Here is a 24137-nt window from a genome sequence, read left to right on the forward strand (position 1 = left end):
GGAAGGAGAGAAGAAACATGGGTTTTCAAACAGAATTCAACTCCGTCTGCAAATTCAAGAGTGAACAAGAGCTGTACGAGCTGCTGGAATATGGGCGCACCAAAATGGTGAAGCAAGGCTTTCGTGTGTATCCAACGGGTCAAAAGGTTATTGCTTACACCCCTGAGAACGTAGCTGTAGCCATTGTCAAAATTTCAGCCTCGATTGCAGAGATTAATTTTCAAGGACATGAGGTTACCGCGGTAGAGATGGAGCTTGTGCGTAAGCTGAATGAAGAAGAGTCCAGAGTGCAGACGGCTTTAGCTGAGGAAATGTTTTTTGGAGCACAGGGATGATTGTCCGCTTCGGATATGTAGCGATGTCCACCGTTATCAAAGACTGCTCCCCATCTAAGACAATGACGATGGCCTCTTTTAAGAAGCTGGATGACCGTGAAGCGGCACTTCGGCGTTTGGAGAACATCGCTAGAATGAATCTGCATAATACGCTGCGGTTGATGAAGCATAATGTGGCTTCGGACATCATGGTGTACCGCCTCACTTCCAAAATCATTCCTCTGGCGACGCATCCGGATTTGCAGGACTGGAATCCGTTTGCGGCGCTCGCCGAGGAATTTGCGGAAGTGGGCCAATATGTGAAAAAGCACGGGCTGCGTGTTTCTTTTCATCCAGATCACTTTACAGTACTTAGTACACCCCGTCCGGAGGTGCTGATAAACTCCGTACGGGATTTGCAGTACCATGTGGACATGCTGGTTGCTATGGGGCTTCCTGCCATGGCGAAGAACAATATCCATATTGGCGGAGCTTATGGGGACAAGCCTGTAGCGGCGAAGCGATTCGAGGAGCATTTCCGCGCGCTGCCGTCAGCGCTGCAGGAGCGTATAACGCTGGAGAATGACGATAAGACATTTACAGCTCCGGAGACACTGGCAGTCAGTCAGAGCGTAGGATTACCGATGGTGCTGGATATTCACCACCAATGGGTGAATAATGAAGGAGAGCTCCCTTGGGAGCTGTGGCCTGACATTTTACAGACATGGCGAAGCGAGCTAGCACAGAAGGATGTTCCTTCGGGAGAGCTTTTGCCGCCTAAGATTCATGTATCCAGTCCGCGCAGCCCGTCTGATCCGCGCAGCCATGCGGATGGCGTGGAACCTGCGCCTTTGCTGGCTTTTCTGAAACGTATCGCCGCAGATACGCCTGCTGTCGATGTTATGATTGAGGCGAAACTAAAAGATGGCGCGTTATTTGGACTGATGGAGGCTATGAAGGAGCTGGCTGAGGCTGGTAACGGAATTTCCTTATTAAATGGGGCAAGCGTGAATATTGAACCTTAAACAATGAAAATAAGGAGATAGGTCCCGAATACGGGTCCTATCATGACTTGATATGTAACTTGAAATAGGGTACGTTGAATGAAACTTTAATCGCTTATCGTCTTTATATGGACCTAGGGCATTTATGCTCGCAGGTGAGAATGGGGTCCTCTTTTGGCGGAACTTTGGGAACTTGGGGAACGTTTTGACGTATTGCACGGTATTGTGAATAGGATTGCTTTAGAATTAAAGCCATTGGCGATTATGTTCAAGAAAGTGGAGTGAAGATATGAGTCCTTTAAATCCAGAGGGTAAGAATGAACGTGAACCCTATGTAGTAACAAGCAAGGGACATACGGCGGTGGCCATTAATGCGGCTGCCAAAGCAGGAGAATGGATAAAGAGCAGACAGGGTCTCGTGAAGGAGCTGAATACAAAGACTTCAGCACAAGATCTGGTTACGGAAGTTGATAAAGGCGTTGAGCAAATGATTCGCAGGCTGATCCTGACACATTTTCCCGACCATGCCATTCTCGGGGAAGAAGGGGTTTCCCCGGGAGCAGCAGCGGCTACCGCTGCATTGGAAGAAGCTCGTGAGCATGAATATTTGTGGATTGTAGATCCTGTAGATGGTACGACTAATTTCGTACACGGATTTCCTTTTTACTGTGTCTCCATAGCATTGGTGATTCGCGGTGAACTAACAGTAGGCGTTATTTATGATCCGACTCGTGATGAAATGTTCGTCGCTGAAAAAGGAAAGGGAGCTTACATGCACGGTGTTCCTACCTCGGTCTCTACGGAGACTGATTTTGGGGACAGCCTGATCGCTATGGGCTTTCCGCCGGATCGTGAGTTTGCACAACCTGTGAATATGGCCGGACTGCAAAGTATTCTTCCGCAGATTCGTGGTATTCGTGCCGGAGGCGCGGCTGCTCTACATCTAGCTTATGTGGCGGCAGGCCGGGTAGATGGCTATTGGGAAGTGGGCTTAAGCCCTTGGGACTGTGCAGCAGGAGTACTGCTTGTACTTGAATCAGGAGGCAAGATTACGGATACCTTAGGACGTTCATATGATATTGGTACACGCCATGTAGTAGCAAGTAATGGCCACATTCACGAATATTTGGTTTCGTCACTGAAGAATGCTGAAGCAACAGGATATAAGCTTTAGGGAGGACGATACAGCATGAGTGAGAAGGATGATTTGGAACGCAAGCTGAGCGAAATGTTGGTAGATGGAGAGATGGAACAAGGCGATCGAACGGCTAAGGAAATCCGGGAAATCTCACCTAAATATGAAATTCGTATTCAGACTACGCTCGATCCTATTGTGGAAGAAACATTGCGTTATCGTAAGATTGGATATGAGCTGGATGACCGTTATGATAAATATCTGGAGCGTGCAGGGCAGAAGTTAGAGTCAGATGAAGATTCAGACAAATAATAGCCAGTGAGATTTGCGAGGGGCGGTTTCCTGAATATAGGAGGCCGCTCTTTTGCGTTGCTACCCTGGGATGGTAGAATGGAATTAGAACAATTTGGGAGGGATACGATGCTAGGCAATTGGAAAAAAATTTGGGCAGCTGGCATAAGCAGCCTGCTTTTGTTATCTGCGCTGATTAGCGTGGGAGCAGGCACGGCAAATGCGGCTGACACGACTGCAATACAAGACTCTGGGCAGGATGTCTTTCGCATCGTAGCTCTAGGTGATTCCATTACTGCTGGCTACGAGCCAGGAATGACGGACGTGAATATCAAGCCATATGGCTATGCGGAGAGATTGCTTGAGCAGGGCTGGTATCATGGCAGAAGTACACTTACTAATTATGGTATTCTAGGGCTGACTACGGCCGGATTACGTAATTACACAGGAGCAATCAAGGATGGTTCAGTGATTACTGCTGAAGGAGTTCAGGCAGGTCTCCCAGATCCACGAATAGAGCAGTTCGTGAAGCTAACTCCACAGATCGCAGCAGAGCTTAAGGAAGCTGATCTGATTACCATTACGATTGGTGGGAATGATGTAAGCAGTCTGTTCTTGCAGTTCAAGGAGCTGACGGATGCGGATTTCCAAACACAGTTGGACCAGCGGCTAGCGGATTATCAAACAAATGTGAAGGCAGTGCTGGAGAATATTCGTGCGGTAAGTCCGCAAACGACGATTATACTGGCCGATCAATATCAACCTGCCCCTAAGGTCGCGCTTGGTCAAATGTACAACAGATTAATGACGGCTGCGGGCAAATTTACGGAAGCAGCGGATAGTGTAGCTGCAAGCGTGAACCAAGAGGGAGCGAAGGTGCTTGTAGCTCATGTTGCGGCAAAGTTTGCCGGGGTAGAAGGCTCGCTGACACATATTATTGGAGCAGGGCAAACTGATTTTCACCCGACGCAGCTTGGGTACGAGACTATTGCTAAGGTCTTTGCGGAGTTACAATGGGGAGAGTATCGCGTTCCTACTGTAGCTACAATGGCTACTGCATCGGTACCGATGTCGATTGTAGTGAAGGGCGTGGAGTTGAATACACCCAATAAGCCTATCCTTAAAAATGGCCAGAACTTTTTGGCGCTGAAAGATATTCTAAATGCCGTGGGTGCAAGCGGGAAGTGGGATAACAAAACCTCCAGCGCTACCATCGTGTATGGCGGAAGAACCGTTGTGATCACCATTGGCTCGAAATTTATTAAGGTAAATGGAGAGAACGTGGCTATTGATACTCCAGCTTTTCTGCAAAAGGTAGGCAAGGAGGATAAAACCTACTTACCCCTTGCCGCTTTGGCGACAGGACTTGGATTCGATGTTAATTACAGCAGCAAACTGCGAACTGCTTTCATAAATCCATAAAGCTGCATACTATACATCATAAGAAATTAAATTATGCCCGTAAGGAAAAGGTGGATGGAATATTGTCTAGTTCAAAATATAATGCTGAATATGTCATCACCATGGATGATATAGTGCGGGAGGGCCATCCCGTACTTCGTACCGTAGCACAACCAGTGGAGCTTCCATTACAGGCAGAAGATCGTGAGGCTTTGCAATGTATGCTTCAATTTTTGAAGAACAGTCAGGACCCGGAGATTTCCGAAGAATACAAACTGCGCTCTGGCGTAGGTCTGTCGGCGAATCAAATCGGATTGGAGAAGCGTATGTTCGCGATGTATCTTACAGACGAGAGAGGGCGGGCTGTAGAGCATGCTTGGGTTAACCCTAAGATCATAAGCCACTCCCTGTCTATGGTGTACTTACCAGAAAGCGAGGGCTGTCTGTCCGTTGATCGTCCCGTGCATGGCTTTGTACCTCGGTATGAAACCGTGAAGGTGAAGGGTTATGATCTGGAGGGCAAGGAGGTTGTCCTTAAATTTAAGGGCTACCAAGCTATCATCATCCAGCATGAAATAGACCATCTCGATGGGATTATGTTCTATGACCGAATTAACAAGGAGAATCCGTTTAAGCTGCCTCAGGGCGTGGAGATCCGGAACTTATATGAGTAGGAGAGTAACTCTGAATTAAAAAGCGGGCGACCTTACAGCGTAAAGCTGAGGGTCGCTTTTTTTTTACCTATCGGCAAGACTGTGATATTTCAAATATTTTACAAATTAATCGAAAGGATGTACCCTTACAATTAATGGATTTAAATTAGTAATAAGAGGAGGGCGTTAAATGAACTGGAGCAGAATGCCAATTAGAGGATTCGCCAACGAATATAATGATGAGGTTAAAAAGATTGATGAGCAGATTTTGAGTCTGATTCAGGAACGTAAAGCTATAACAGGCAAGAAACGATTATCCCCTGATAGTAAGCTACTTGAGGAATGGGCAACTAGATTCGAGATGAACACTACTCAGATTGTGCAGCATTTGCACCTTCTGAATGAAGCTGTACCCAGAAGACAATATTGGGAAGAGCCTGGTTTATTGCTGGGAGTGCTTCCGATTGTAAAGCGGACGGTCGTTGAAGAATGCGAGTATATACTTACGCATGCTATGCAGTATGAAGCCTTCAGCATAGTTACTGTGGAAATTAAATATTTAAAAGAGGCTGTAGGACATATTCATCTTCGAACGGCTTTAACGCTTGAAGTGGCGGGTGAGAATGAATATGAAGTGCAGCCGCATGGTGGTCATGGAGGTGGAGCGCATACACAAATGCAATTCTTGGTCGCCCCAACGCTGCCGGAGCATCTGGAGGGTGTAGAGTTTTCGCTGGTCCCCGGGAGCGAGCAAATGTTAAGACCGTTAATGACTGAGATTACGTTGGACAAGCAGGTGGATTTTACTTGAGAGCAGTAGAATATTTGGACTTCCAAACGCTGTTAGCGGATGAAATCCGTAGATAAAGTGTATTTGAGCTTTTTGCGGTGTGAGCTACAGAGTTATTAGGGAAAAACTCCCTGAAAATAACCTATATTCTCTGTAAATGAACAGAATTAGGGATTTTCTCCCTAAAAAACGGGGTAAGTTCTTTATTTTCCACTAAATTAGCTAACTTATAGGGAGGATTTCCCTAATTATTAGTTTAATGACCAGAAATCCCTGAATTTAAGGTACAATTTCCCTAATTATCTATCGAAGCTCCCTAACCCTTGTACTAAACACAGAGAATGTCCGGCGACACCTGTTACGCAGCATATAGAAATTGACGCTTGAGATCGGCTGGCTTAAGCTTGCCACAAGCTACAAATGCAGGCCGTGGATGAGTAAAAATGCAGAGCAGCGATCCTCCAATATAGGAGAATCGCTGCTCTTTTAACATTTGCGGTTTATGGGACTGGGACAGCCCCTTAATCTATTCAGCTTTTTTAGCTTATAAAGCACTGCCGTTTCAAAACAATCTTATTTCTCAGCCGCCATAGCGCGGAAGGATTCTTCAGCTGCGATAAGTGTAGCATCGATATCTGCATCAGTATGTGCTGTGGTCAGGAACCAAGCTTCGTATTTCGAAGGGGCAAGGTTAATGCCACGGTTCAGCATATGCCGGAAGAAGCTGGCGAACAATTCGCCGTCTGTATCCTGAGCCTCATCATAATTCGTAACCGGATGATTACAGAAATGAGTGGAAAACGAACCACGGATGCGGTTGATTGTCAGTGGAATGCCATGACGGTCTGCAGATGCTTGAAGACCATCGGCGAGGCGAATTGCAAGCCGATCCATTTCTTCGTATACACCCTCTGCACTCAGAACCTCTAAACAAGCAATCCCTGCAGAGATAGACGCAGGATTACCAGCCATTGTGCCGGCTTGATATGCCGGTCCAAGTGGAGCTACCTGTTCCATAACATGCTTGCGGCCGCCGTAAGCGCCGATAGGTAGGCCGCCACCGATGATTTTGCCAAGTGCAGTAAGGTCAGGAGTAATGTCCTCATGATTATCCAGCCCTACATAGGTTTGTGTAGAACCATAATGGAAGCGGAAGGCAGTAATGACTTCGTCATAAATAACAAGGGAGCCATTATCGTGAGCCAGCTTGCAAAGTCCTTCGAGAAAACCAGGCTTAGGCATCACCATGCCGAAATTCCCCACAATCGGTTCAACCATAACAGCTGCGACATCTTCGCCCCAGTTCTCCAGCGCCTCTTTCAGGCTGTCCAGATCATTAAAAGGAACGGTAATTACTTCCTGGGCGATACTGCTTGGAACACCGGCACTGTCTGGAATGCCAAGTGTAGAAGGTCCGGATCCTGCTGCTACGAGCACCAGATCGGAGTGGCCGTGGTAACAGCCGGCGAATTTTACGATTTTGCTGCGTTTTGTATAGGCACGGGCTACACGAATCGTTGTCATAACCGCTTCGGTTCCGGAATTGACGAAACGTACTTTATCCATAGATGGAATGGCTTCTTTTAGCATTTTGGCAAGTTTAATTTCGAGCTGGGTTGGAGTTCCGTAAAGAACACCATTTTCTGCTGCTGTAGTAATTGCTTTGGTAATATGAGGGTGGGCATGGCCGGTAATGATCGGTCCATAGGCTTGGAGATAATCGATATATTCATTGCCGTCTTCATCCCAGAAGTGAGATCCACTGGCGCGTTTCATAAATACAGGTGCTCCGCCGCCAACGGCTTTGAAGGAGCGGGAGGGGCTATTTACACCTCCAACGATATGCTGGAGGGCTTCGTGATAAAGTTGTTCAGATGTGGAACGATTCATAATGTGATCATCCTTTCGATTGTTGGTGCTCAAGGGAACGGGCGAACAACGGTGTTTTCCGTTATCCGCCCGTATTATACCAAGTCACTGCTTTGTGTACATGTGAACTTTGCTTGTGAGGCCCTTAATTGGTCCCGCCAGAACTGCTATTGGAGGTGTTCTCCGATGTAGGGGTTGGTGTTGGCTCAGGACCATTTAGGGTATCCTGTATAAATTCTTTTAGCTTCTTTTCGCTACGAATTCCGATAACCTGTGATCCGTCACTTGTAGTCTTCTCAGTGAGCAAATCCATTGGCGGAATTTGCTCACTGCCACCCATACTGCTATTATACCCTACGCTTGCCAGCTTCCACATATCATTAACTGACATATTGGTTTCAATATAAGGCGTAACCTGCGACAGGATATTTGGCAGCTTGACAATGGAGGTGGTGCTGATCAACTTATCAGCCACAGCCTTGAGAAAACCGCGTTGGCGCTCGGTTCGAGTGAAATCGGAGGTAGCATCATGCCGAAAGCGAACATATTGTAACGCCATGTTGCCGTCAAGATGCTGATATCCTTTTTTTAGATCAATATCATATTCCGGACCGTCTGCAACGGTTTTGTAGACCATATCTTTTTCGACTTCATAATCCACACCCCCAACGGCATCAACCAGCTTGATGAATCCTTGGAAGTCCGTGTAGACATAATATTGAATTGGGATACCGAGCAGATCGCTGACGGTCTGCATCGCAGTATTAGGTCCATAAATAATCGCTGTATTAATACGTTTTTCGCCATGATCTGGAATCGGAACGTACGTATCTCTCAGTATTGAAAATACACTGATTTTCTTCTTCACAGGGTCAAGAGAAGCGACGAGCATTGTATCTGAACGGGGGATTTCCCCTTTCTTCACACCTCGGGCATCTACACCCATTAATAGGATATTAACAGGCTCTGTACCTTCCCACTTAGGAGGCTCAGGGGTGTCGACATCAACGGTCTCTGCATTTTGAAAAGGGGAATCTTCAGTATTCGACATGCTACCAAGCTCATTGTAAATGGTTGTAATGTAGAAAATGGCTCCACCGATAATAAGGAGGAGTATAATGGCCAGCGTCCAAAGCAGCGGTTTCTTTTTTGACTTACCAGTCTTTGCGTGCCTTTTCTTTCTAGGTGGCATTTCTCGTTCTTCCTTTCGCATTCACGTTGACTACATTATAATTTCTTTTGGGGATACGTGCAATTTAGGAATAATTCCCCAATCTTAAGAAGGAGTGGATATATCTTGAACGAAGTAGCTATTGGACAAAAAGTACCCAATTTCACCCTTCCCTCTTCCAATGGGCATGAGGTTAGTTTGAGTGATTTCTTGGGCCGAAAGGTCATCTTATATTTTTACCCTAAAAATATGACACCAGCCTGCACGCAGGAGGCCTGCGAATTTCGTGACGCTTTTGATCAAATCACGGCGGCGGGTGCGGTTGTTCTGGGCATTAGTCCGGACTCTTTGGCATCACACGCTAAATTTACAGAGAAGCATAGTCTGCCCTTTCCGCTGCTGTCTGATGAGGATCATAAGGTAAGTGAAATGTTCGGCGTATGGCAGCTCAAGAAACTTTACGGCAAAGAATTTATGGGAATTGTGCGATCTACTTTTCTGATTGATGAGCAGGGGATATTAGTGGAAGAATGGCGGAAGGTACGGGTAAAAGGGCATGTCGCAAACACGATAGAAGGAATAAGCGAATCATAAATTTTACTAATTACTTTTTATTGATGTCTATTACATTTTTAACAGCTTATATAAGGTGTTGTCATGATATAGTTTCCTCATGATTGCTTCAAATTTGGAGCAAGAAGAGGTGGTGGAGTGATAATGCTGCATATTGGGCTTGATATCGGATCAACTACTGCTAAATTAGTTGTCATAGAGCGGGACATCATTGTTTATCAAGACTATGTAAGACATTATAGCGATATTAAAAAAGCGGCCCTCTCTCTTCTGTCTGATGTACGCGACAGATTCCCAGAGAGGGGAGCTAGGCTTACTGTAAGCGGTTCCTCGGGTTTGTCTTTATCCAAATTAGGTGGAGTTCCCTTTATTCAGGAGGTGATAGCCTGCACGAAGGCGATCAGTGCGCTGATCCCGGAATGTGACACGGCGATTGAACTGGGTGGAGAGGACGCTAAGATAATATATCTTCGGGGCGGCATTGAGCAGCGTATGAATACAGCCTGCGCGGGCGGAACGGGAGCGTTCATCGATCAGATGGCAGCGCTGCTGCAGACCGATCCGGCAGGCTTAAATGTTTTGGCGGAGAAGCATGAGCGAATTTATCCCATAGCTTCACGCTGTGGTGTCTTTGCCAAAAGCGATGTACAGCCGCTGCTTAATGAAGGAGCGCGCCGGGAGGATGTGGCGGCTTCTATCTTTCAGAGTATCGTTAATCAGACGATTAGCGGTCTTGCTTGTGGACGTCCGATTCGAGGGCGGGTGGCTTTTCTTGGCGGACCGCTGACCTTCCTGCCTGCCTTGCGGCAGCGGTTTGCGGAAACGCTGGAGCTGGCGGAGGAGGATATCCTGTTCCCGGAACGCTCACAGTATTTCGTGGCAATTGGAGCTGCGCTCTCCGAAGCTGATCCAGTCGTATTGCCACTTTCGAGCTGGATCACGCGAATTGCGGCAGTTGATTTTACTGCGGATCGAGCTGCGGATGCTGAATTGCCTCCGCTTTTTGAGAATGCCGCTGAGCTTGCAGAATTTCGGCTTCGTCACGGTAAAGCCTCTGCAGCGAGATCAGATTTAGCCTTATATCGTGGGCCCTGTTATCTAGGGATTGATGCCGGCTCAACCACAACTAAACTCGTGTTGACCGGCTCCGCTGACGAAATTCTCTATACTTTTTATGGCAGCAACAAAGGTAATCCGCTGCAGTCGGTCAGTGATGCGCTGAAGGAAATCTACCGGGTTCTGCCTGAAGGCTGCCATATCGCAGGCTCATATGTGACAGGGTACGGTGAGGGGTTAATCAAGGCCGCTCTGCGGACGGATGGCGGAGAAGTAGAGACTGTTGCACACTACAAGGCAGCCTCAAAGTTCATGCCAGAAGTAGATTTCATACTGGATATCGGTGGTCAGGACATGAAGTGCATCAAGATCCGTGGCGGTGCTATAGACAGCCTTATGCTCAATGAAGCTTGTTCAGCCGGTTGTGGCTCTTTTCTGGAGAGCTTTGCCTCTGCCCTCGGACTTGGAATCGAGGAATTTGCCAAAACTGCACTCGAAGCGACTCAGCCTGTTAATTTGGGCTCGCGCTGCACGGTGTTCATGAACTCTAAGGTCAAGCAGGTTCAGAAGGAAGGCGCATCATTAGCGGATTTATCGGCGGGTCTTGCCTACTCTGTGATCAAAAATGCTCTGCAAAAAGTAATTAAAATCCGCAATCCGGAGGACTTAGGGCGAAATATCATCGTTCAGGGCGGTACCTTCTATAATGAAGCTGTATTGCGCGCCTTTGAGTCCTTGACGGGGCGGACGGTGGTTAGACCGGATATAGCTGGTGTAATGGGGGCTTACGGCTGTGCACTGATTGCGCGTGAGCAAGCAGGGGGTAACGGATCCAGTACGCTGCTTGGACCAGAGGAGCTTGCCAGCTTTAAATATGAGGTCTCCTCAGGCCGCTGTGGCCGCTGTGGGAACAACTGTGCGCTGACGATCAGCCGTTTTCCGGATAAGAGCTTTTATGTGACCGGCAATCGCTGCGAACGTGGCGCAGGAGTCAAAAAAGAGAAAAATGTCCTGCCGAATCTGATGCAGTATAAATATGAACGGTTTTTTGAATACGAGAGTTTACCGGAAACAGGGGCATGGCGGGGGACCGTCGGGATTCCGCGTACCATGAATATGTTTGAGAATTACCCGTTCTGGCACACTTTTTTCACCAAACTGGGCTATCGGGTGATTCTTTCCCCTAAATCCAGCAAGAAGCTTTTCGAAAGCGGAATGGATACGATTCCGTCAGAATCGATATGTTATCCTGCGAAGATGGCGCATGGACATGTGCAAAGCCTGATCGGTAAAGGTGTCGATTTTATTTTTTATCCAGCGGTGGTGTATGAGAAAAAAGAAGATGAAGCCGCGGATAATCACTTCAATTGTCCAGTGGTCGCCTCTTACCCCGAAGTCATTCGCAACAATATGGATGGGTTAAAGGACAATGGAATCAAGCTTGTCAGCCCATTCCTGACCTTTGATGATATTTCTGCGCTGACCAAAGGGCTGGTGAAGACATTTACCAGCATTCCGCGAGAAGAGATTGCGTCCGCGGTGCAGGCGGGACTTACAGAGGCTGATAACGCCAAAGGTGATGTGCGTACCAAAGGGGAAGAGACCCTTGTGTACCTAGCTGATACTGGAACCAAAGGAATCCTGCTCTGCGGGCACCCTTATCATGCCGATCCTGAGATTAATCACGGGATAGCGGATATGATAACCGGGATGGGACTCGCCGTGCTGACAGAAGATTCTGTCTGCCATCTGGACCACAGCGAAGGGGATGTGGCTGTTGTTAATCAGTGGACCTACCATGCCCGGATGTACCGTGCAGCCCGCCTTGCTGCAGTCCGCTCGGATCTGGAGCTTGTTCAATTGACTTCCTTCGGCTGTGGGATCGATGCGATCACTTGTGATGCCGTACAGGATATTATGGAAAGACATAACAAGGTATATACATTGATCAAAATCGATGAGATCAGCAATCTTGGTGCAGCGCGCATTCGGCTTCGTTCATTGCTGGCGGCAATGCGTGAGCGTGAAAAAGGTAAGGTAGTGCCGCAAAAGCCGCCAAAAGTGCAGGCTAATGTGTTATTTACGAAGGAAATGAAAGAGACCTATACCATTCTTGCACCACAGATGTCGCCTATTCATTTTGAATTGTTTGAACAGGTGTTTCGCGATGCCGGATACCGTCTGAAGATACTTGAGACGACCGGACCCGAAGAGACAGAAGAAGGTCTGAGATACGTTAATAATGATGCGTGTTATCCGGCAATTGTGACGATTGGCCAGATTCTGTCGGCGCTGAAAAGTGGGGAATACGATCCGGATCGTACTGCTGTGATTATGTCACAGACGGGTGGCGGCTGCCGGGCTACGAATTATATTTCTTTGCTGCGCAAAGCCTTAAAGGATTCAGACCTTGAACAAATTCCGGTGATTTCACTCAATGCTTCAGGGATGGAAAATCAGCCGGGTTTCCGTATCAGTCTTAAGCTGGCGAATCGGTTGATAGCTGCCGCTTGTTATGGTGATCTTATGATGCGGATGTTAAATCACTTTAGGCCGCATGAGGTTGTTCCAGGAAGTGCCGAAGATCTATTCCGCAAAGGGATGGAGCGTTGCAAGGCAAGCTTATCCAACTTTTCATTCCGAGAATACAAACGCCTGATTCGTGAGATTGTTGCAGAGTTCTGCAAGCTGCCTGTTACAGGTGTTACTAAACCAAGAGTAGGCATTGTCGGTGAGATCCTGATCAAATTCCATCCGGATGCCAATAACCGCATTATAGAGATGATCGAGGCAGAGGGCGGGGAAGCGGTAATGCCGGACTTCCTGGATTTCATTTTCTATTGTGTATATAATCCGATCTATAAAGCTGAGCAATTCGGCAAAAGCAAACGGCTCGGCTATATCAATCCCATGCTGATCTCTTATCTGGAAATTTACCGTAAGCCGATTAAGGTTGCCCTTGAGGATGCGGGGCTGGCTAAAGGACGGGAGAATATTTATGGTCTTGCCGAGAAGGCCAGCCGACTGGTGTCCGTAGGGAATCAGATGGGTGAGGGCTGGTTTTTAACCGCAGAAATGATGGATTTGTTGGATAATGGTGTGAACAACATCGCCTGTATTCAACCGTTCGCGTGCCTGCCCAACCATATCACCGGGCGTGGGATGATTAAAGGTCTTAAGGAATTATATCCGGGTGCAAATATCGTGGCGATTGACTATGATGCTGGAGTTAGCGTAGTCAACCAAGCGAATCGGATTAAGCTGATGATGTCAATTGCCAGCAGCCAGGAAGAGACTAAGCCATCTAATTTAAAACTGCAGGATAAGCCTCAGCAGCAGACTTTACCTGAAAGTTCATACAGCTTAACCTGAGCATTGTTCAGACAAAAAAGCGGACCAAGGACCTACCTTGGCTCGCTTTTTTTTTATGCTTTGTGCACTTATGTATGATTTTCATGTTTTTCCTGCAATATAAAATTATCTTTCAGAAAGTTACAGCAAAATATTGACCGAAATTTAGTTAAGGTGTAAAATAGTACGCATGCGAACTATTAGATGGTCTAACTAATTAATTCTTTGGAGGTGAAGATTTGGAAGATAAGGAGCAGCAATTAGATGATATTTTCTCCTCTTTTCGCCGGATTAGCCATGCCTTCCAGCAGCTGCTGTGGAAGGATGCCGAAGAGCTGGACATTACACCAACACAGTTGATGGTTCTCCGCAAAATATCTGCAAATCCCGATATTGGCATTACAGATCTTGCCGAGCTATTACATTTGGGGAACAGTGCAGCGAGCGGAGTAGTGGACCGGATGGTGAAAGCCGATTTGATCACAAGACAGCGTTCTGAGGTAGATCGGCGTATATACAACTTGGCGATTACTGAAAAGGGCAAAGAGATCAGGGAAAGAAGTAAGCAATCGCTCAGAAGACACTTACTTCCACTATCCAATATACCTGCCGAGGATGCAGGCGAATTACTTAGGATTCATACCGAAATCATTCAGATCTTAGAGCAGGGGAGAGACAAACAGAATTTATGAGTACAATTACAGGTAACGCTGCAGCGGCAACTAAGGGAATACGTAGAGGGCCGATTATTGCAGCGCTCTTAATAGGCGCATTTGTCGCACTTTTGAACCAAACACTTCTTAATGTGGCATTGCCGAGCATAATGGACGATCTAAAAATCGCTACGAATACGGCACAGTGGCTAACAACGGGATTTATGCTCGTGAACGGTGTGCTGATACCGATTAGTGCGTTTCTGGTGGAAAAGTTTACAACCCGCCAGTTATTCATCACCGCGATGTCACTTTTTTCGTTAGGTACACTTGTCTGTGGAATCGGAACAGGCTTTGAAATGATCATGGTCGGCAGAGTCATTCAGGCGGTTGGCGCAGGGATTTTGATGCCGTTAATGAATATTGTGTTTCTTCGCATCTTCCCAATTGAAGAGCGGGGAAAAGCGATGGGGCTAATGGCGGTAGCCATGATTTTTGCTCCAGCTGTAGGTCCAACGTTGTCAGGGTGGGTAGTTCAGAACTATTCTTGGCGCGTATTGTTCTTTATCGTTCTTCCGCTGGCTATTCTTTCTACCTTGCTAGGTATGAAAACAATGCAAAACGTAGGGCAAACAACCTCTCCGAAACTGGATAAAACGGGTGTTATCCTGTCTACTATTGGTTTTGGGGGATTGTTGTACGGCTTCAGTGATGCTGGAACCGATGGTTGGGGAAGTGCAACAGTCATTACCTGCCTCATTGTGGGTGTGATTGCACTGGCTTTATTCGTATGGAGAGAGCTCAAGGCTGAGACACCACTGCTTGAGTTCCGGATTTTCAGATACAATATGTATTCACTCACGACATTAATCAATATCATCATTACGATGGCTTTATATTCGGGTATGATTTTGCTGCCGATTTATTTGCAGACGATCCGTGGCTTTACGCCAATGGAGTCTGGTCTTATGCTTTTGCCGGGAGCCATTCTAATGGGAATTATGTCTCCAATCACGGGGATTATATTTGATAAAATCGGGGCAAGATGGCTGTCTGTGGTAGGCCTGATTATTACAGTAATTACGACTTGGCAATTCAGCCAGCTTACAGACAGTACGACGTATACGCATATGATTATTACTTACACGGTTCGGATGTTAGGCATGTCGATGTTATCGATGCCGATTGTAACGGCTGGACTTAATCAGCTTCCACAGCGTTTAAGCTCGCATGGTACAGCAATGTCGAATACGTTGCGGACGGTCGGGGGCGCGCTGGGAATGGCGTTGTTCGTCAGTCTAATGACCAATAAGACGAAGAGCACAATCACTGATACGCTTATGAGCGGAACGGTTTCGTTAAACGATAAAGCAGCGATGCTTAAGCTTACGCAAGAGGCTACAATTAGCGGGGTTACGCATGCCTTTAACATTGCTACCTGGATCACTGTAATTGCTTTGGTATTGGCTTTCTTTATTAAAAAGACTTCACCGCAGCCAGACTTCCTGAAGACGGAAGAAGTGCAGCCACAGCAGAATAATCAATAAAAAAACTGGGCAAAAAAAGAATGGAAAAAGGAGCGTCCTAAGAACCGTTATGGTTCCGTAGGGCGCTTCTTTTTGTTGTGCTGCTATTAGTTAGCTGGAGACACAGCTGCAGGATCGCTCCAACGTTTCAAATGTGGCAGCTGCTCGGCGAGAAGTTTACGGGCAACATTCTCATCCATTCCTTCTTCGACCATATAGCCTGTACAAATGTCAGCCATTTCTTGCAACGTGATATTAGGCTGTTTGAATGCGCCATTCTCATAGCAGTACACGCAGTAATCTTCGATCTTGTTGCCATTCTGGTCCGTTCCAAGCAATTCCGCCGTAGGCATTGGCATCCCACAGCTTTGACAAATTTTAAGATCTCCTTGCTCTACATGTTCATGTCCCATATTTAACACTCCTTTAAAGGTATGCAAGCTCTCGAGCGCCCGCTTTAAGTTCAGTATAGAACAATAAACCTGACGGCATTCCGTCAGGTTTATTGTTAGGTTGTATATTTTGCTGCTATGCCTGCTGCAAGCTGCCCCAGCTTTTGCCGAATATGCGGTGGCTCTAAAACCTCTACATGCATCCCGAAGCTTAGCAGGAAACCATACAGCCATCCATCCTCAGGATAGTTGATGGTAACCTTGTAACCTCCATTACCGTCGGGCAGTAGCTCGGTAGAATCAAACCGCTCTTCCGCTAGATGTTTGCTCTCAGCCTTAAACTGCAAAACGATGGGTGTTGCTGTTGTTACGGTTGATCTCTGATAATCGTTGCTCCAAGGCAGCTCGCTTGCATCCACATCTTTTGCAATAAAAACTTGGGTATTCTTAACAAGCTCTTTCATGCGCAACAGCTTAAACAGACGGAAATCCTGACGATTCAGACAAAATCCATATAAGTACCATGCTTGCCCCTTCAGCACTAAAGTATACGGCTCTACCGAACGCTGGCTAGTCTGACCCGCAGCATCCACATAATCAAAGTTTACGGTCACGCTTTCCTCAAGTGCTTCTTTTAGAGTGGCAAGCTTTTCTTCGAGAATACGTTGAAGACCCCATGGGGAGAAGTCGATGATGAGCTGAGTCGTTTTGCTGCGGAAGGCGGCGGATTGGGAGGGCGGGATTACGCTGCTGATCTTTTCCATGAGCAGCCTATGTTCATTTCCTCCATAAGATGAGACGCTCTGCAGAGCCGTGAAAATATCCGCCAGCTCACGATCCGTCAAAACATTGCGGTCCAGCCGGTATCCTTCCATAAGCCCGATCCCACCGTTAGCTCCCTGATAGGTGACGATAGGAATTCCGGCCCCGTTAATGCTTTCAATATCACGATAAATCGTGCGCACAGATACCTCGAACATATCGGCTAGCTCCTTCGCCTGAATTAGGCGGCGGTTCATTAGCAGGATAACGATAGAGAGCAATCGATCTATTTTCAAATGATAATTCCTTCTTTCCCGGAGATTTCCGTGAAGTAATGCTGTATTTCATTTTAGCAAATCCTTGAAAATAAAGCATTGTCATAAATTAATGATTCGATTAATATCTAATTAGATACATGTATAAATAGATGAAATGAGGTTTATTTTATGGATAATTACTCAGCTGTTGCGATGTTTAGGAGTCATAAGGGATATTCACGATTGTTCACAGCCGGCTTGATCAATGGAATTGGTGATCGTTTTACTAGCGTTGCAGTACTGGCGCTGGTTCTGCAGTTGACGGGATCAGGCATGGCGGTAGGGATTTCGTTAGGGGTGAGACTGCTTCCTTATTTATTTCTGGCCCCGCTTGGAGGCATACTTAGCAGCAAAGTTCCACGCAAATATATCATGATAGCTACTGATATGTTGAGGGTCCCGGTAGCCTTAGCCTTTTTATGGGTGGATGGGGAGGAGAAGTTGTGGTTGTTATATATGGCAAGTTTTTTGCTGGCAGCTGGCGAAGCCATTTACAGTCCTGTTCGTAAGTCCACTATCCCCTTGCTCGTCACCAAAGATTCTCTGCTGACCGTCAACGGACTAGAGCAGTTAATGAGCGGCTGCGTGCTGATCCTTGGAGCGTTCAGTGGAGGGGTGGTGTCGATGTGGTTTGGTCCGGAGGCAGCGTTCATTATGAATGCAGTGTCTTTTTTAATCGCGGCGATGTTAATTTACGGTATCGATTTTCCACAACATACGGAATTGGCGACGGTGGCTAAGAAGGCTACATATTCTCCTGAGGGGGACTTAGAAAAATCCGATAAAGAAGCACAATACGGTCAACTGCGTGCTCTGGGAATGGTAATTGGCGGAAGTCTAACATTGCAGGTCATTTTCGGTTATGAGCTGTTGGTGCCGTTGCTAAATGGTCTGGATAATGTACTGATCAGTGTCTATGCGATACAGGTATTTCACGCGGGGGATATTGGAGTGGGGGCATTTTATGCGGCGCTTGGCATCGGTCTTAGCCTTAGTTTTTTCACCTCACGTTATTTAAAAAAGGGGCTGCTGATTGTAGCCATCGGAGGGCTTTTACTTGAAGGTGTATTATTGATGGGCATCAGTGTCAGCAATCATTTTGCGGCAGCATTTATGTTATATATTCTGCTGTCATTTGCCGGGGGAACGGGGAATGCCTGTCTGGATACGCTTGTTATGCGGGAAACGCCATCTGCTATGCAGCCCTTTGTGTTTGGACTCCTGTCTGCAGTAGGAAATACGCTGCTGGGGTTATCTATGCTGTTCGCCGGGTGGCTATTAGAAGGGGTGGAACCAAGAATGGTAGGGTTTGCTGGGGGAGCGGGATTTGCCATAGTTGCGCTTTTGCTTGCAGGATATGCGGGGGTACGCAGCAAGAAAAAACGCATTTAAAAAGGGCGGTGGCTTCACCGTCCTTTGGAAGTTTTTTTAACCTGAGTCTGTAGCTTTATGGCAGCTTTGCGCGGGAACAGGCGGATGCTTATCTTTTTGCGGTAGCGATACAGGATTACAAGGGCAGCTATAGCTACACCGCCAGAGATAATCCATAGTGCATATAACTCGAATAAATGGAAAATACCCATCCACTGCGGACCAAATACCCGTCCTATGCCAAGAAACAGCACTACCCAGAATAATGCTCCACTATAAGCGTAGAGGGCGAATTTACGGAAGGGCAGCGCAACTATACCAGCAAAATAGCCGGTAAAGTGACGAACGCCTGGAATAAAATATCCGATGGAAATAAGGATACTGCCGTATTTCTCGAACCATTTTTGCGTTTTATCCAGCTTGGCAGGGGAGAACAGCAGCCACTTGCCGTATCGCTGGATGAAGGGCATTCCGGCTTTTAGCCCGACAAAATAGGTGAGGGTCATCCCGGCTGTGGTCCCTGCAAAGGCCACTAGAATCAACGTTATGAAATCAAGTCTTCCCGTATAGGAAAGAAAACCTGCAAAAGCCATGGTAGTTTCTCCGGGAAACGGCAAGGCAACGAATTCGAGCAGCAATCCAAAAAACAATACGCTATATCCATATTTGCTGAATAATTCTTGTATAAAGTTCAGCATTTCCATAAGCTTCTCACTCTCCAAGGGGCAGTTGCCTTATTCTATTTTGAAGCTTGTCTTCATACAATCTACCAAATGGCTTTTGAGCCAATAGAATGCTGGAGGTAGAGAAGATGAAAGGTAACAAAAACACTCACGGCCGCCGAAACTTGATAAGCGGATTGCTTGTTATGGTTGTAATCGTCATCGTAATGCTGGGATGGAACGCAGGGGAGAGTGTAGATTCTTGGATGAATCGTTCATTACAGTCCGCAAGTGCGGAGTCTGTCTCTGTTAAGAATAATCTCCCGTTAGTGGCGATGCAAGAATTGCCTCCTAAAGCAGAGTCCATTGTGACTGCTTCTCCAGAAGTTAAATTGAATTCCGGTACGGCACAAGTATCCAAGGTGTCGACAACATATTCAGCAATTACGGCCGCAAAGAAAGCTTCAAAAACGGTCTATATTACATTTGACGACGGACCGAGTGACAATACCTTCAACGTTCTTAAAATTTTACAGCAGCAAGGTGTGAAGGCGACCTTTTTTGTCCTTGGTAATCAAGCGAAAAGCCATCCAGAGCTAATTAATGCCATATGGGAACAGGGACATGCTATTGGCAATCATACCTATAATCATAATTACCATGATTTATATAGTGGATTCACTGAATTTTGGAGCCAGATTAAAAAGACCGAAGAAATTGTTCGGGGCATTACAGGGATTCGCCCGCAACTTATCCGCGCCCCGGGCGGAACCTTTGATCACTTTGATAATACCTACTTCAATTTGTTGAAGCAAGCCGGTTATATCGTTACGGATTGGACGGTGGACAGCGGGGACTCCAAACGCAAAGGGGTACCGGCGTCTGAAATCTTAAAAGAGTCAACCGCGGATCTGAAGTCCTCTCGGGTTATTCTGCTGCTGCATGATGGCGGCGGCCATCAGGAGAGTGTTAAAGCACTGCCTGATATTATTGCGCGTTATAAGGCTGCTGGATACAGCTTTGGCCTTTTAGATGAGACGGTGGAGCCTGTACAATTCAGAGTCTCCTCGAAAGCAAACAGCTTAGGCAGAGTGAAACCTTCCGAAGCTTGGATCACCTCGAATATCATACCGAATGCAGAGCTGTTTGCGCCCGGCAAACCTTTGGTGCTGGAGGTTGGAAAGCTGGAGACGAAGCTGGCGCCAGGTGAATATACTCTGCAAAAAGGAAAATATATGGTGCCACTCCGCGCTGTGATCGAACGGCTGGGAGGGCAGATTAGCTGGGATGCGGGCAGTCGCAGTGGGAAGATTGCCTGGAACGGCAAAGATATCATCGCGGATGTGGCGAACAAGGAACTCCTGTTAAATCTTCCTGATCATGTTCAAAAGATAAACGGTGCAAGTGTGGAGATGATTGGCGGTTCTATCTGGGTATCGCTGCGTGAGCTGCTGGAGACAGCCGATCATCCTCCTTTAAATATAAGCGTGACGGAAGGTGAGCGCCGGGTAATAGCCTTCTGAGATTTAGCGCTCAGGCAGTTTTTTTAAAAGAAAAAAACAATGTCTGGGCACCCTTTTTCATGGGAAGAATAGATAGTAATAAGTTCCTCAGCTGGGAACAAGTCTAGACCCAAAGGAAGGGTGTTCGTTCCATTGTCCTCTTCAAAAAAAGTAGAACACAAATTAAATAACAAGACTGAAAGAGTTAGAAGCTATCCGCGTAGCCGTAGTGCGTTGGGTGAATGGTTGCGGATGCTGGCTGTGGCTGGAATTATAGGTGTTTTATATGCATGGCGCGGAGGCGCATCACTCTTATTTCTGCTGATCGCTGTAGGCGTTATCATGGTTGGCGGACTGATTGTTCAACTTTCAGGTCCACGGGCGATAAAGATTGAACGGACAATCACTCCAGTAAGACCGATAGCTGGAAGTACACTGCTTGTGAAGGTGCGGGTGAATTTCTCTGCCCGGCTTCCACTGCCATGGCTGACTATCGCTGATTTTTGGGGGGACAGAGGACATCACAAGCTACTGTTTCCGGGATTCAGACGCTCTTTTGAATACACCTACCTTCTTGAGAATATGCCGCGGGGACATCATCATTTGCAGGGCTGTAGAGTAACCTGGGGAGATTTGCCCGGCTGGTTCACAGGCCGATCTGAGCCTGCTGAAGAGCATAGCGTTAAAGTGCTGCCAGCCCCCCTATATTATGGCGGAGCAGCCCCGGACAGCGGCTATATTAGCGGTGATTCGCTCTATTCCAGAAGGGGAAGAAGCAGCAATGATGAGACGATGGAATCGCGGGAATATGAGCCCGGTGATCCGCTTAGCCGAATTCATTGGAAGAACAGCGCCCGGCTAGGGAATCTGCAGAGCAAAGTTCCAGAACGTGAAAAGGCAAGAATGAGCTGTATCGTGTTGGCTAATGATCCCAAAAGCTATGAGATTCCAGCCAATGCACTTACACCTCGTGGCAGTCGGGAGGAGCAGCCTCCGGTATTTGAGAAGGCGGTGTCAACGGCGATGGGGCTGATGCTCTTTGCTGAGCAGTCAGGTGCGTATGTCCAGTTATTCAGCGGAGGCTGGCCGGAAGGTATGGCTAGGCATGAAGGACTGGGCAAAATCCCAGGGAGAGTGCTGGATATTCTAACTGATATTTCTCCGAATGGAACAAGAACCCTGTCCGAGCTTTTGGAGGATGCTTCTAGAGGCTGGATTCCGGGAATGACGGTTGCTATTGTGACAGGAAAGTTAGAGGAACAATCCGCCAAGGTTATCGCTAAGTTCTTAGTGCAAGGTGTAAAAGTTGAGCTCTATTATGCTTGGGATCAGCCAGCTCCGGTGCCTGCGGAGGTAATGCTGCAGGAGATCCGCCAGCCTGTGCGGGGAACGGTCGGGGATAGTCTGGGTCGTCTGGGAGCACGGATGTTTTGTCTGGATGATGCATTGCCAGCTTACAGGCTCAGGGAGGTAGAGTACCATGAATCATCCGGAAAACCAACGCTACGGTAAGCGGTTACCGGTTGACACAAGCTTCTCTATGAATGGGCACAGTGGAAAGGAACCCAAGCAGCTCCATTTGGAAAAACTGGAGAACAGTCATGCCGGTAAACAGAGAAAAATACCTCTGTATTATCGTATGCTGTTCTCTTTGGCTGTTTTGGGGCTGTTTTTAGAATGGCTGCTCCCTTTATATAGAACGACTTCATTGGAAGATACTGCTAGATTGCTGCAGATTCTGATGATTTCTGCTGCCGTGCTGTTGATGTGGGGAATCCTTCAGATTCCCGGGTGGCTATTGCTAAGTATCCAATGTTTGATGATCGGCACGGCTTGGCTACATCTATGCAGCGAGAGCGTAGGGACAGGATGGCTGGGCATTTATGCAGTAGAAATTCCAAATGATCTGATTTTGCTCTTTTCCGGGCATGTCTCTCAGCTAAGCGAGATCAGCAGACTTTTGATTTTGATAGTTGGCTGGGGGCTGCTGGTATCTTCGGTGCAGCAGCTTGCACTTTTCAGAGGAAGCACGCTGCTGTTTACGGCGGTGACCCTCATTTATCTATTGGTTCTGGATATTGGCTTTGGCGTTAATACGACAACGGATGTTGTAATATCAGTGGGGCTTATTGTATGGATGCAAGCAATGAGTGGTTTGCTCCGTCTGCGGGAACGGGTGGGCAGCATTCACCTGCCGTATGCCCGATGGGGAGTTTTGGCATTAGCGGCTGCTATATTCGTCATGATGACAGCATGGTTTGGTGGGCAGGTATATGAAGTACGACCGCCTAACCAAACTACACTCCAGTCCACCTTTGAAAAGCTGCAGGAATGGGCTTCGGGCCATATGCCGGAAGATAATGAGGCTATACCTGCAGGAACAACAGGGTATAGTACAAATGATGGAGAACTGGGGGCTCCATTATCACGCAATACCGAGCCAGTCTTCACAGCATTGACCAGCCAGCGTACCTATTGGCGCGGGGAGAGCATCGCCTATTATGACGGACGCCGTTGGATCAGAGGGGGTGAGGAATTTACTCCGCTTAACTTGTCCAGCCTGCCTCAGATTCCGGCGACGGTAACCACTACTAATGGGGGGCGGACTTTGCAACAGCGGATACAATTTGTCAGCCCCTCTTCCGGCGGAATTCCTGTATTCAATGCGGGCACCATAACGGATGTTGAGACAGTTCAACTATCCAATGGCAGCCAGCTTGGTTATGTTCTGGCGAATAAGGACAGGGATACCTTTCGTCTGCCAGATTCGGTGGGGTCAACTCGGATCACTGAGTATATAGTTGATTCTATACTTCCCGAGAGTAATCCAGTACTGCTGCGCGGGTTGGGTGATGCTGATCCTCAAGAGATAAAGAACAAATATTTGCAGCTGCCTGATTTATTACCTGAGCGAGTGAAAGCTCTGGCAGAGAAGCTCACAGCTTCCTCGGGCAACCGATATGACTCCGCAACCGCCATTCGGGATTATTTGCAAAACGGATATTCTTACACGCTGGATACCATGGTTCCGCCAGCTGGGGCTGATTTTGTGGATTATTTCCTGTTTGAGACCAAACAAGGTTACTGTGTGCATTTTGCCACAGCGATGACCGTATTACTGCGAAGCACAGGTATTCCAGCGCGGTATGTTCAAGGCTACGGACCTGGAACCCAGCAGGAGGAAGCCATGCCGGCGAAGTATTTAGTCACCCAAGGGGATGCGCATGCTTGGGTAGAGGTTTATTTTGCCGGCGCAGGTTGGGTTCCTTTCGATCCGACGCCGGGTCCTGCGCTTGCGGCTGGCTTCCCCGCGCCGGCACGGCCTGCGGCCGCGGCGATTGCAC

General features: G+C 47.4%; 20 protein-coding genes. 15 read left to right on the forward strand and 5 right to left on the reverse strand.

The window, feature by feature from the left end; translation table 11 throughout:
- Positions 1-17: 17 nt before the first annotated feature.
- From MHH60_RS29420 to MHH60_RS29450, 7 genes are all read left to right on the forward strand, one after another.
- On the forward strand, positions 18-335 hold the full coding sequence (locus MHH60_RS29420) for a hypothetical protein (protein ID WP_036679853.1): 318 nt from the start codon (positions 18-20) through the stop codon (positions 333-335).
- Complete coding sequence (uvsE, locus tag MHH60_RS29425) at positions 332-1339, forward strand: UV DNA damage repair endonuclease UvsE (protein WP_076138420.1); 1008 nt, start codon at positions 332-334, stop codon at positions 1337-1339. The genes MHH60_RS29420 and uvsE overlap by 4 nt, the downstream gene beginning before the upstream one ends.
- A gap of 268 nt (positions 1340-1607) precedes the next feature.
- Entirely contained in the window at positions 1608-2492 is an 885-nt protein-coding gene (locus MHH60_RS29430) for an inositol monophosphatase family protein (RefSeq protein WP_036679857.1), read from the forward strand.
- Positions 2493-2507: 15 nt separating this feature from the next.
- Positions 2508-2765 carry a hypothetical protein gene (locus MHH60_RS29435; RefSeq protein ID WP_036679858.1) on the forward strand — a complete coding sequence of 86 codons (258 nt, stop codon included), beginning with the start codon at positions 2508-2510 and terminating at the stop codon, positions 2763-2765.
- Positions 2766-2873: 108 nt separating this feature from the next.
- Positions 2874-4166: a stalk domain-containing protein gene (locus MHH60_RS29440; RefSeq protein WP_076138435.1), complete on the forward strand. Its 1293-nt coding sequence runs from the start codon at positions 2874-2876 to the stop codon at positions 4164-4166.
- A 101-nt stretch (positions 4167-4267) separates the two neighbouring features.
- The gene (gene def, locus MHH60_RS29445; protein ID WP_036679906.1) at positions 4268-4819 is read left to right on the forward strand and encodes a peptide deformylase; all 552 of its coding nucleotides are present in this window, start codon (positions 4268-4270) and stop codon (positions 4817-4819) included.
- A 169-nt stretch (positions 4820-4988) separates the two neighbouring features.
- The gene (locus MHH60_RS29450; RefSeq protein ID WP_076106047.1) at positions 4989-5609 is read left to right on the forward strand and encodes a hypothetical protein; all 621 of its coding nucleotides are present in this window, start codon (positions 4989-4991) and stop codon (positions 5607-5609) included.
- A gap of 552 nt (positions 5610-6161) precedes the next feature.
- Here MHH60_RS29450 and MHH60_RS29455 read toward each other — a convergent pair.
- Together MHH60_RS29455 and MHH60_RS29460 are read right to left on the reverse strand one after the other, a co-directional pair.
- Complete coding sequence (locus MHH60_RS29455) at positions 6162-7478, reverse strand: glutamate-1-semialdehyde 2,1-aminomutase (protein WP_076138421.1); 1317 nt, start codon at positions 7476-7478, stop codon at positions 6162-6164.
- A 124-nt stretch (positions 7479-7602) separates the two neighbouring features.
- Positions 7603-8649: an LCP family protein gene (locus MHH60_RS29460; RefSeq protein WP_076138422.1), complete on the reverse strand. Its 1047-nt coding sequence runs from the start codon at positions 8647-8649 to the stop codon at positions 7603-7605.
- A gap of 105 nt (positions 8650-8754) precedes the next feature.
- Between MHH60_RS29460 and bcp the strand changes: the two genes are divergently transcribed.
- The 4 genes from bcp (at position 8755) to MHH60_RS29480 (ending at position 15808) form a co-directional block, all read left to right on the forward strand.
- Complete coding sequence (bcp, locus tag MHH60_RS29465) at positions 8755-9222, forward strand: thioredoxin-dependent thiol peroxidase (RefSeq protein WP_081389170.1); 468 nt, start codon at positions 8755-8757, stop codon at positions 9220-9222.
- A gap of 123 nt (positions 9223-9345) precedes the next feature.
- Positions 9346-13629, forward strand: a complete 4284-nt coding sequence (locus MHH60_RS29470) for a 2-hydroxyacyl-CoA dehydratase (protein WP_081389171.1) — start codon at positions 9346-9348, stop codon at positions 13627-13629.
- A 218-nt stretch (positions 13630-13847) separates the two neighbouring features.
- Positions 13848-14300: a MarR family winged helix-turn-helix transcriptional regulator gene (locus MHH60_RS29475; RefSeq protein ID WP_076138423.1), complete on the forward strand. Its 453-nt coding sequence runs from the start codon at positions 13848-13850 to the stop codon at positions 14298-14300.
- Positions 14297-15808, forward strand: a complete 1512-nt coding sequence (locus tag MHH60_RS29480; protein WP_076138424.1) for a DHA2 family efflux MFS transporter permease subunit — start codon at positions 14297-14299, stop codon at positions 15806-15808. The genes MHH60_RS29475 and MHH60_RS29480 overlap by 4 nt, the downstream gene beginning before the upstream one ends.
- An 86-nt stretch (positions 15809-15894) precedes the next feature.
- On the opposite strand, the gene MHH60_RS29485 is transcribed toward MHH60_RS29480, so the two are convergent.
- Positions 15895-16200: a zinc ribbon domain-containing protein gene (locus MHH60_RS29485; protein ID WP_052096752.1), complete on the reverse strand. Its 306-nt coding sequence runs from the start codon at positions 16198-16200 to the stop codon at positions 15895-15897.
- Between the two features lie 95 nt (positions 16201-16295).
- Positions 16296-17237 carry a helix-turn-helix transcriptional regulator gene (locus tag MHH60_RS29490; protein ID WP_076138425.1) on the reverse strand — a complete coding sequence of 314 codons (942 nt, stop codon included), beginning with the start codon at positions 17235-17237 and terminating at the stop codon, positions 16296-16298.
- A gap of 150 nt (positions 17238-17387) precedes the next feature.
- Here MHH60_RS29490 and MHH60_RS29495 point away from each other — a divergent pair, with 150 nt between their 5' ends.
- On the forward strand, positions 17388-18650 hold the full coding sequence (locus MHH60_RS29495; RefSeq protein WP_076138426.1) for an MFS transporter: 1263 nt from the start codon (positions 17388-17390) through the stop codon (positions 18648-18650).
- Positions 18651-18664: 14 nt separating this feature from the next.
- Here the strand turns inward: MHH60_RS29495 and MHH60_RS29500 are convergent, their stop codons facing one another.
- Positions 18665-19333, reverse strand: a complete 669-nt coding sequence (locus MHH60_RS29500; RefSeq protein WP_076106058.1) for a DedA family protein — start codon at positions 19331-19333, stop codon at positions 18665-18667.
- Between the two features lie 107 nt (positions 19334-19440).
- Between MHH60_RS29500 and MHH60_RS29505 the strand changes: the two genes are divergently transcribed.
- The 3 genes from MHH60_RS29505 to MHH60_RS29515 form a co-directional block, all read left to right on the forward strand.
- Complete coding sequence (locus MHH60_RS29505) at positions 19441-20814, forward strand: polysaccharide deacetylase (RefSeq protein WP_076138427.1); 1374 nt, start codon at positions 19441-19443, stop codon at positions 20812-20814.
- A 132-nt stretch (positions 20815-20946) separates the two neighbouring features.
- Complete coding sequence (locus MHH60_RS29510; protein ID WP_076138428.1) at positions 20947-22305, forward strand: DUF58 domain-containing protein; 1359 nt, start codon at positions 20947-20949, stop codon at positions 22303-22305.
- Positions 22274-24137 (forward strand): transglutaminase family protein (locus tag MHH60_RS29515; protein ID WP_341161190.1); only part of this gene is annotated, 1864 nt, incomplete at its 3' end. The genes MHH60_RS29510 and MHH60_RS29515, both read left to right, overlap by 32 nt.

The sequence above is a fragment of the Paenibacillus sp. FSL H7-0716 genome (genome assembly GCF_038002705.1).
Classification (GTDB): Bacteria; Bacillota; Bacilli; order Paenibacillales; family Paenibacillaceae; genus Paenibacillus_AQ; species Paenibacillus_AQ odorifer.

Bases quoted from the DNA above. Each gene is read 5' to 3' on its own strand.
- MHH60_RS29420 (WP_036679853.1), top strand. From the start codon at position 18: ATGGGTTTTCAAACAGAATTCAACTCCGTCTGCAAATTCAAGAGTGAA.
- MHH60_RS29500 (WP_076106058.1), bottom strand. From the start codon at position 19,333: ATGGAAATGCTGAACTTTATACAAGAATTATTCAGCAAATATGGATAT.
- MHH60_RS29485 (WP_052096752.1), bottom strand. From the start codon at position 16,200: ATGGGACATGAACATGTAGAGCAAGGAGATCTTAAAATTTGTCAAAGC.
- MHH60_RS29440 (WP_076138435.1), top strand. From the start codon at position 2,874: ATGCTAGGCAATTGGAAAAAAATTTGGGCAGCTGGCATAAGCAGCCTG.
- MHH60_RS29455 (WP_076138421.1), bottom strand. From the start codon at position 7,478: ATGAATCGTTCCACATCTGAACAACTTTATCACGAAGCCCTCCAGCAT.
- MHH60_RS29430 (WP_036679857.1), top strand. From the start codon at position 1,608: ATGAGTCCTTTAAATCCAGAGGGTAAGAATGAACGTGAACCCTATGTA.
- uvsE (WP_076138420.1), top strand. From the start codon at position 332: ATGATTGTCCGCTTCGGATATGTAGCGATGTCCACCGTTATCAAAGAC.
- MHH60_RS29450 (WP_076106047.1), top strand. From the start codon at position 4,989: ATGAACTGGAGCAGAATGCCAATTAGAGGATTCGCCAACGAATATAAT.
- MHH60_RS29495 (WP_076138426.1), top strand. From the start codon at position 17,388: ATGGATAATTACTCAGCTGTTGCGATGTTTAGGAGTCATAAGGGATAT.
- def (WP_036679906.1), top strand. From the start codon at position 4,268: ATGGATGATATAGTGCGGGAGGGCCATCCCGTACTTCGTACCGTAGCA.
- MHH60_RS29470 (WP_081389171.1), top strand. From the start codon at position 9,346: ATGCTGCATATTGGGCTTGATATCGGATCAACTACTGCTAAATTAGTT.
- MHH60_RS29460 (WP_076138422.1), bottom strand. From the start codon at position 8,649: ATGCCACCTAGAAAGAAAAGGCACGCAAAGACTGGTAAGTCAAAAAAG.
- MHH60_RS29480 (WP_076138424.1), top strand. From the start codon at position 14,297: ATGAGTACAATTACAGGTAACGCTGCAGCGGCAACTAAGGGAATACGT.
- MHH60_RS29505 (WP_076138427.1), top strand. From the start codon at position 19,441: ATGAAAGGTAACAAAAACACTCACGGCCGCCGAAACTTGATAAGCGGA.
- MHH60_RS29435 (WP_036679858.1), top strand. From the start codon at position 2,508: ATGAGTGAGAAGGATGATTTGGAACGCAAGCTGAGCGAAATGTTGGTA.